At 39.0% G+C, this 6,017-nt stretch carries 8 protein-coding genes; all 8 read right to left on the reverse strand.

What is annotated here, in order from left to right; genetic code table 11:
* Nucleotides 1–39 precede the first annotated feature (39 nt).
* The 8 genes from HT708_RS03135 to HT708_RS03170 all read right to left on the reverse strand — a co-directional run bounded on the left by HT708_RS03135 (nucleotide 40) and on the right by HT708_RS03170 (nucleotide 5,396).
* Entirely contained in the window at nucleotides 40–300 is a 261-nt protein-coding gene (locus tag HT708_RS03135) for a hypothetical protein (protein ID WP_172925969.1), read from the reverse strand.
* Between the two features lie 63 nt (nucleotides 301–363).
* Nucleotides 364–1,374: a catabolite control protein A gene (gene ccpA / locus HT708_RS03140; protein ID WP_000990605.1), complete on the reverse strand. Its 1,011-nt coding sequence runs from the start codon at nucleotides 1,372–1,374 to the stop codon at nucleotides 364–366.
* Nucleotides 1,375–1,691: 317 nt separating this feature from the next.
* On the reverse strand, nucleotides 1,692–2,291 hold the full coding sequence (locus HT708_RS03145; RefSeq protein ID WP_050302889.1) for a response regulator transcription factor: 600 nt from the start codon (nucleotides 2,289–2,291) through the stop codon (nucleotides 1,692–1,694).
* Entirely contained in the window at nucleotides 2,292–3,389 is a 1,098-nt protein-coding gene (locus tag HT708_RS03150; RefSeq protein WP_172925970.1) for a sensor histidine kinase, read from the reverse strand.
* On the reverse strand, nucleotides 3,389–4,126 hold the full coding sequence (locus tag HT708_RS03155) for an ABC transporter permease (RefSeq protein ID WP_166732176.1): 738 nt from the start codon (nucleotides 4,124–4,126) through the stop codon (nucleotides 3,389–3,391). The genes HT708_RS03150 and HT708_RS03155 overlap by 1 nt, the downstream gene beginning before the upstream one ends.
* A 1-nt stretch (nucleotide 4,127) precedes the next feature.
* Nucleotides 4,128–5,012: an ABC transporter ATP-binding protein gene (locus HT708_RS03160; RefSeq protein WP_172925971.1), complete on the reverse strand. Its 885-nt coding sequence runs from the start codon at nucleotides 5,010–5,012 to the stop codon at nucleotides 4,128–4,130.
* Between the two features lie 16 nt (nucleotides 5,013–5,028).
* Nucleotides 5,029–5,193, reverse strand: a complete 165-nt coding sequence (locus HT708_RS03165; RefSeq protein ID WP_000709172.1) for a hypothetical protein — start codon at nucleotides 5,191–5,193, stop codon at nucleotides 5,029–5,031.
* Nucleotides 5,190–5,396, reverse strand: a complete 207-nt coding sequence (locus HT708_RS03170; RefSeq protein ID WP_014017355.1) for a hypothetical protein — start codon at nucleotides 5,394–5,396, stop codon at nucleotides 5,190–5,192. Before HT708_RS03170 ends, HT708_RS03165 begins: the two co-directional genes overlap by 4 nt.
* Nucleotides 5,397–6,017 lie beyond the last annotated feature (621 nt).

A 6,017-nucleotide genomic window follows, 5' to 3' on the forward strand; every position in this document is an offset into this window, starting at 1 on the left:
TTGTCAGCTTCTTTTCTTTTATACTCTTCGAAAATCTCTTTAAACCACGTCAACGTCGCCTTGCCGTAGGTATATGTTACTGACTTCGTCAGTCTTATCTACAACCTCAAAGCAGTGCTTTGAGCTGACTTCGTCAGTTCTATCCACAAGCTCAAAGCAGGGACTTGAGCTGACTTCGTTAGTTCTATCCACAAGCTCAAAGCAGGGACTTGAGCTGACTTCGTCAGTTCTATCTACAAGTTCAAAACAGTGTGTTGCGCAGTCTTTAACCAGCCGCCTAGTCCGCTCTATGGTATTCATTAAGTCAACATCTCTTGTTTAAGAGCACAAAATCAGGAAATCTTCTCGATTCCCTGATTTTTTCTATTTACGTTTTCGTGTTGAGCTACGTTCTGTTAATCCATGAGATAATAGAACTTCACGTTCTTCCAACACTTCCTTGTGCATAATCTTAGTCAACATACGCATACTAATGGCACCAAGGTCATAAAGAGGTTGGGCAATAGTTGTCAAGTTTGGACGGGTAAAGCGAGAGACTTGCGAATCATCACTGGCAATGATCTCAAATTCTTCTGGTACTGACACACCTTTATCAGCCAAACCGTTCAAGACACCTGCCGCCAACTCATCACCTGTTACAATTGCTGCAGTTGCATTTGATGAAATCAAGCGCTCTGCCAAGGCATAGCCATCTTCATAAGTGTATTTAGATTCAAATACCAATCCTTCGCTATAAGGAATATCTGCTTTTTTCAAAGCTTCCTTGTAGCCAACCAAACGAACCTTACCATTGATGTCATCCACTAGTGGACCACTGACAAAAGCAATGCGCTCATTTTCTTTAGCGAGGTAGGTCACTGCATCAATCGTAGCTTGTTTGTAGTCAATATTGACACTTGGAAGCTGATGCTCTACATCCACAGTTCCTGCGAGAACAATCGGAGTACGTGAACGCGAAAATTCTGAGCGAATTTTATCTGTCAAGTGATACCCCATAAAGATAATGCCATCTACCTGCTTTGAAAAGAGGGTATTGACAACAGAAACTTCTTTCTCGTTATCTTCATCGCTATTAGCTAGGACAATATTGTACTTGTACATTTCTGCAATATCATCAATCCCCTTAGCCAAACTCGAAAAATAACCATTGGTAATATTTGGAATCACGACACCGACAGTGGTTGTCTTTTTACTTGCAAGACCACGCGCAACTGCATTTGGACGATAATCCAAACGATCAATTACCTCTAACACTTTTTTACGGGTATTCTCTTTTACATTTTTATTGCCATTAACCACACGGCTGACCGTCGCCATGGAAACACCTGCTTCACGAGCGACATCATAAATGGTTACTGTATCATCTGCATTCATTCCTTTTCCTGCCCTTTCTATCCCACACATTCTTTTACAAGTAGAGGCACCGATTGAAACTCTATATCTACTTACAAAAGTGAAGATGTGAAAATTTCGTTTTCATGTTTCTACTTATTCCATTCTATCACTAATTGTAAACACTTTCAAGTGTTTTTTGAAGATTGATTGAAAAAATTTCATAGAAAGCCTAGGTTTAGCTCCTTGCTACCACCTTAGAGCCACAAAAAGGAGGAAACTAAGCCCCCTCAAGTTACAAATTGTTTGATTGAATAATTTTAATTTTAACACATAATGGTTTTCGCGTTATGATAGTATCACAACCAACCAGATTCTTTCGCGATATTAGCTGCCTCTGTTCGATTACCTGCATCTAGTTTCGAAAGAATATTGGTGGCATAGTTTCGGACTGTTCCGTTGGATAGATAAAGTTTATCTGCAATTTCTTGGTTAGAGAAACCCTGAGCAATTCCCTTTAAGACTGCGATTTCTTGTTCTGTTAATGGATTGGGATGCGTCATCACCACTTCCATCAATTCAGGCGAATACTCCTTGCGTCCTTCGAGGACGGTGTGCAAGGTTTGCATGAGGTCTGCAACGCTTCGTTCCTTTAATACATAAGCATCCACTCCAGCCTTGACCGCACGTTCAAAATACCCAGCACGCTTGAAGGTCGTCACCACAACCACCTTTGTTTCTAGCTTTTCTGATCGTATCCACTCCAAAACCTCGAGACCTGTCTTAACAGGCATTTCTACGTCAAGGATGGCGATATCTACAGACTCCTTTTCTAATAGTTGAATTGCTTCCTGCCCATTCTTGGCTTGGAGGACAGACTCTACATCTGCTTGAAAGGCAAGCAACTGGCACATAGCATCTCGCAACATACTTTGATCTTCTGCGACTAATACTTTCATCTATTTTCTCTCCTTATAAGGTAGTCGAACCTGAACTTCTGTCGGTTGTTTCTGACTGATTACACTTACTTCTCCCGAAAATGGAAGGACACGTTCTCGGACTGTATGGAGGTCACCCCCCTTTATAGAAGTAAAGCCACAGCCATCATCTCTCACTATTAGAATGAGTTCCTTCTCTGTCCGTTCTAATCTTAAGTAGACTTTAGACGCTTGGGCATGTTTGATGATATTGGTCACCAACTCAAGCAAAATCATGGAAGCCGTTGACTCCAATTCTTGAGTAAGGCTAGCAGTATCTAATTGATTAGCTATTTCCACCTCAATTCCAGCAATTTCTAACATCTTTTTCACAGTCTCTAGTTCGGATGTCAAAGTTCTAGACTTAAGATTTTCCACAATGGTTCGAACTTCACGCATTGATTCTTTGCTAATTTGCTGTATTTCTCTTAATTCCTTTTCCACCTGTGGATAAGCCTGCATTTGAAATAACTGCAAGGCTAGATCAGTTTTAACACTAAGCATAGCAAAGGTATGTCCCAAGCTATCATGCAAATCTTGACCGATACGACTGCGTTCATTTTCAGCAAGCAATAGATTTATCTGGGCATTTTGCTTGACCTGAGCTTCTTTCAAATCCTCGACAAGGCGAATTCGAACCGAGCCCAAAGTCATCAAATCGACAAAAGTAAGAATTACAAGCATATAGACTAGAAACTCAACTTCGATTCTCTGAAAAATCAAAAGTCGCCCCACAACAAGGACTTGAGCAAGGAGAAATGTCCATACATGTAAAGACTTTAAACTACGTACGCCAAAATGATAAATTAAGAGATTGGAAAGGAAAAAGAAAAACCAGATATAATTCCCAGCAACAAAGGCGGTATTCCCAGCTACATAGGCTAGCATGATAACCCAACAGAGCCAGGATAAACGCTGACTCTTGGTGGTTAAAACGCCTAAGTAAGCCAAGACAAATAGAATATCAATCCACAAATGCCAGCTAGGAAGCTCCCCAGTCACTACAGGAACGATGGGAAAAACCATAAAAATTAAACTGGCCCAATACATATAATCTATGCTTTTCAGTCTTTCAAGCATTAAGCATTCTCCTTATGACCTTGAAGGTAAATAGTCAAACCAAATAAAACTGCTGAAAAAACAAGTAAATAAACTGTGGTTGATAGATTGATGCCACCCTTGTTTAAGAAGGTCTTGAGCAACTCCATCAACTGATAGGTCGGGAGACACTTACCGACTGCTTGCATCCAGTCTGGAAATAAAGAGATAGGCATCCAGAGCCCACCTAAAACAGCCAAGCCAAGGTAAAGAAGATTGCCCACGACAGACATCAGCTGACTAGTTGGTAAGAGCGTCAAGGTCAAACCAATCGCTACAAATGCAATACTTCCCAAAATCAGCAAGAGCGCCGCCCCAATCCAATTTCCAAGAGACATGTCCACACCTCTTACAAAATGCCCAACTGAGAAAACAACCAGAATTGAGACCATATAATCAACCAGCATACTTGTTATCTTTGATAGATAATATTCTACCATATTTACAGGGCTATGACGCAATGTTTTCTGCCAATTGTTGATCTTGTCGGTATGTAAGACAGCTGGAAATGAGAAGATAGCTGTCGACATCATGGAAAAAGCCGTCATGGAGATAAGATAATCACGCATAAAATTCGCGGGTCCACCTGGTGTGTCCTGGTAGATGCCAGAAAAGAATAAATAGAAGGCTGTCGGCATCCCTACTGATAATAAATAATAGACTGATTGCCGTTTGGTCAATAGAAATTCTATCTTGTTTAGTGCGATCCATCGTTTCATCTTAGTCATCTCCCTTTTGTGTTTCTTCAAAGATTGTATCCAACAAGCTACGATTATTGACTTCAATTTCTTGAATCCTACATCCTGCTTGCACTAACAGTTGCCAAAAAGCATCCGCTTCACGTGTAACTACTTGCAAAGCATCTTGTTTTTGTGACCAGTTTTCAACCAAATTAGACTGCTCAATGACTTCCTTGTAAGCTAGAGGAAGGATAAAATGCTTTTCTATTTCCTCGCTACGCATAGCTAGAGGCGTCGTATCACGAATCAACTCTCCCTTATTTAAAACCAAAATCCGGTCAGCTGTATGTTCTACCTCTTCGATATAATGGGAGGAATAGAGAATGGTGACTCCTTGCGCTTTTAGGTCCCGAACAATTTCCCAAAAACGTTGACGGGTAGAGGTATCCATGGCAGCAGTTGGCTCATCTAAAAAGACAAGCTTTGGTCGCCCAATCAAGGTCAAGACAAAAGAGAAGAGACGCTTTTGCCCGCCTGACAATTTTTCTGCTAATTGCTCTTTCTGTTGCTGATTAAACTGCAATAGTTGATCGATTTCCTGATTGCTCAAGGAATTTGGATAAATTTTTTGAAAGAAAGCAATCAACTCTTTTACCTTTAGTTTCTGAACGATTACATTCTCTTGAGGGAGGTAGGATCTTGTATAGTCTAACTGAGAACTCGTTACTGGTAAACCTTTAATAGATACTTGACCGCTGGAGACCAATTTATTTCCGAGCAAACAGTCCAAGAGTGTGGTCTTTCCTGCTCCGTTTGGCCCAATCATGGCAACACATTCACCTTCAGCTATCTCAAAGGAAATATCCTTCAAAATAGCCTTACCCTTGATGTTTTTATGTAAGCCTTGTACCTTAATCATGTTCATAATATTCTCCTTTCAATCACTCCATTCCCATAGGGAAAACGACGAAAATCATAAATCCAAAACCCCAAGCACCACGGATGAATTGGTAAAGGAAGTCTTGATCAAACCAACCTGTAAACATTTCTACCAACCATACCAAGAGTGACAGACCAATAAAGAGATAGATAATCGCTTTTTTCATTCCTCAAACTCCTTTTTCACATCTGAGACTAATTTCAAACCTTCTCTAACAAGCCAAGACATCATTCCAAATCCAGCAAAGACCTCCCAAGGAAAATGGTAGAAATCCTCATCCAATCCCGAAAACATGAGATAGGTCATAACTCCTGCTGCTACTAAACTTACAGCGATAATCATTTTATTTCTTATCTCTTCTTCCTCCATTTGGTACTACAATTATAGTCTTTTGAAATCAGAGGAGATAGAAGCTTCTGTCACTAGAAAATATGACAAATGTCATAAAAAATTATGTTCAAAACAAGCAAGATACACTATACAATAAAACACAATTAGAAAAATCTAAGGCAACTTCCTCAAAAGAGATATCAAACCCAATTCACACCATAATGTAAACTAATACTTATTTAAAATCAAAAAAGTAGAAATTTTTATCAGGCAAACATATATATTATACGTTGAACAAAACCCTTCTATTGCTTTCTTAAAAATTTATAGGAGGCTAAATTTATAAGAGTTATATAATAAAATAAAATAAGAATCGAACAATTTAATTTTGGAATCCAAATCAATTTATAACAATATTTTAGAAGAGATGTTATACTATTCCAAATTCAATTTAATATAAAATCTGTTAAATTTCAATGTGGTTACCTAAACTACGGTATTTATTGAAAAGACTGGAGACAAAAAGTATACGCTGCCAAAATGAATTGCTGAAAATCAAAAAAGAGAGAACCAAACTGATTCTCTCTGAATGTATATAATATCTAGTTTTAAAAATAGAGACTCACATATCTCTGTAATGTATCGGGAAGACAGGATTCG

Source organism: Streptococcus sp. 3613, from assembly GCF_013277375.1.
Classification (GTDB): Bacteria; Bacillota; Bacilli; order Lactobacillales; family Streptococcaceae; genus Streptococcus; species Streptococcus pseudopneumoniae.

Excerpts from the sequence above, each read along its gene's own strand:
- HT708_RS03145 (WP_050302889.1), bottom strand. The coding sequence starts at position 2,291 with ATGAAAGTATTAGTCGCAGAAGATCAAAGTATGTTGCGAGATGCTATG.
- HT708_RS03155 (WP_166732176.1), bottom strand. The coding sequence starts at position 4,126 with ATGAAACGATGGATCGCACTAAACAAGATAGAATTTCTATTGACCAAA.
- HT708_RS03150 (WP_172925970.1), bottom strand. The coding sequence starts at position 3,389 with ATGCTTGAAAGACTGAAAAGCATAGATTATATGTATTGGGCCAGTTTA.
- ccpA (WP_000990605.1), bottom strand. The coding sequence starts at position 1,374 with ATGAATGCAGATGATACAGTAACCATTTATGATGTCGCTCGTGAAGCA.
- HT708_RS03165 (WP_000709172.1), bottom strand. The coding sequence starts at position 5,193 with ATGAAAAAAGCGATTATCTATCTCTTTATTGGTCTGTCACTCTTGGTA.
- HT708_RS03170 (WP_014017355.1), bottom strand. The coding sequence starts at position 5,396 with ATGGAGGAAGAAGAGATAAGAAATAAAATGATTATCGCTGTAAGTTTA.
- HT708_RS03160 (WP_172925971.1), bottom strand. The coding sequence starts at position 5,012 with ATGAACATGATTAAGGTACAAGGCTTACATAAAAACATCAAGGGTAAG.
- HT708_RS03135 (WP_172925969.1), bottom strand. The coding sequence starts at position 300 with ATGAATACCATAGAGCGGACTAGGCGGCTGGTTAAAGACTGCGCAACA.